At 67.0% G+C, this 1856-nt stretch carries 1 protein-coding gene; it reads right to left on the reverse strand.

The annotated features are described in order from the left end of the window. A partial coding sequence (dxs, locus tag HNO79_RS16280) for a 1-deoxy-D-xylulose-5-phosphate synthase (RefSeq protein WP_244987590.1) occupies positions 1-1856 on the reverse strand: 1856 nt, incomplete at both ends.

Genomic DNA, 1856 nt, shown 5'->3' on the forward strand with positions numbered 1-1856 from the left:
TCGATGAAGCGGTCGGGCAGGGTCATGGGGCGGAAGCGCACGCGGTCCAGCAGGCCGGTTTTGGCCAGATGGGTCATGACATAGCTGCCAAATCCGCCAACCGAGCCTTCCTCGATGGTGATCAGCACGGCGTGGTTGCGCGCCAGCTGTTCAACCAGGGCCGTGTCGATCGGCTTGGCGAAGCGGGCATCGGCCACGGTGGGGGACAGGCCCTGCGCTGCCAGCATGTCGGCCGCCTTCAGCGCGTCCGCCAGCCTCGGCCCGAGCGACAGGATGGCGATGCCGCCCTGTTCCGGCCCGGACTGCCGGGTCATTTCACGCACGATTCGCCCGCGCCCGATCTCCAGGATCTGGCCCGCGGCCGGAAGCTCCAGCCCCAGTCCGCCGCCGCGGGGGTAGCGCAGGCCGATCGGGCCTTCGTCAAACGCGATGGAGGTCGCGGTCATGTGCAGCAGTTCCAGCTCGTTGCTGGGCGCCATCAGCGTCATGCCCGGCAGGCAGCCGAGATAGGCGATGTCGAACGCGCCCGCATGGGTCGCGCCGTCGGCGCCCACCAGCCCCGCGCGGTCGATGGCGAAGCGCACCGGCAGCTTCTGCAGCACCACGTCATGCATCACCTGGTCATAGGCGCGCTGCAGGAAGGTGGAATAGATGGCGCAGAACGGCCGCAGCCCCTCGGTCGCCATGCCGGCGGCAAAGGTCACGGCATGCTGTTCGGCAATGCCGACGTCAAAGAAACGGTCGGGATAGGCCCTGGCGAACTTGTCCAGCCCGGTGCCCGACGGCATGGCGGCGGTGATCGTGACGATCCTGTCGTCGGTCGCGGCCTGGCGGACCAGTTCCTTTGCAAAGACCGAGGTGTAGCTCGGCGGGCCGGACGGGCCCTTCTTCTGCTCGCCGGTCACGACATTGAACTTCGAGACCGCGTGATACTTGTCGCCCGCCGATTCGGCCGGCTTGTAGCCATGGCCCTTCTCGGTAATCACATGCAGCAGCACGGGGCCGACATCCTCGGCGTCGCGCAGGTTGCGCAGGATGTGGACCAGCTGGTTCATGTCGTGCCCGTCAACGGGGCCGACATAATAGAAGCCGAGTTCCTCGAACAGCGTGCCGCCGGTCATGATGCCGCGCGCGTATTCATCCGCCTTCTTCGCCGTGCGTTCCAGGCGGCCGGGCAAGCGCTTGGCCATCTTGGCCGCCAGTTCGCGCAGGTTGAGGAACTTGCGCGACGACATGAGGCGCGAGAGGTAGTTCGACATCGCGCCGACCGGCGGCGCGATGGACATCTCGTTATCGTTCAGCACCACGATCAGGCGCTCGGCGCCCGGGCCGCAATGCGACGCGTTGTTCATGGCTTCGTACGCCATGCCCGCCGAGATCGAGCCATCGCCGATCACCGCGATCACGTTGCGCTCGCGGTAGGAGGGGTCTTCCTCCGCGCGCAGGTGGTGGGCGACGGCCATGCCGAGGCCTGCGGAAATGGAAGTCGAGGAATGCGCCGCCCCGAACGGGTCATATTCGCTCTCGCTGCGCCGGGTGAAGCCCGACAGGCCGCCCGGCTGGCGCAGGGTGCGGATGCGCTCGCGCCGTCCGGTCAGGATCTTGTGCGGATAGGCCTGGTGGCCGACATCCCAGATCACCCGGTCATCGGGCGTGTCGAACACGGCATGCAGCGCCACCGTCAGTTCGACCACGCCCAGCGACGCGCCAAGGTGGCCGCCGGTGGTGGATACGGCATCGATCGTCTCGGACCGCAGTTCTTCCGCCAGCTGCTTCAGCTGCTCCACCGAAAGGTTGCGCATGTCATGCGGCATGCGAACCCGGTCAAGCTGTGGGTAGCGCCCAAGGGTCGGAAT

The organism is Komagataeibacter oboediens (assembly GCF_018491655.1).
GTDB lineage: Bacteria > Pseudomonadota > Alphaproteobacteria > Acetobacterales > Acetobacteraceae > Komagataeibacter > Komagataeibacter oboediens.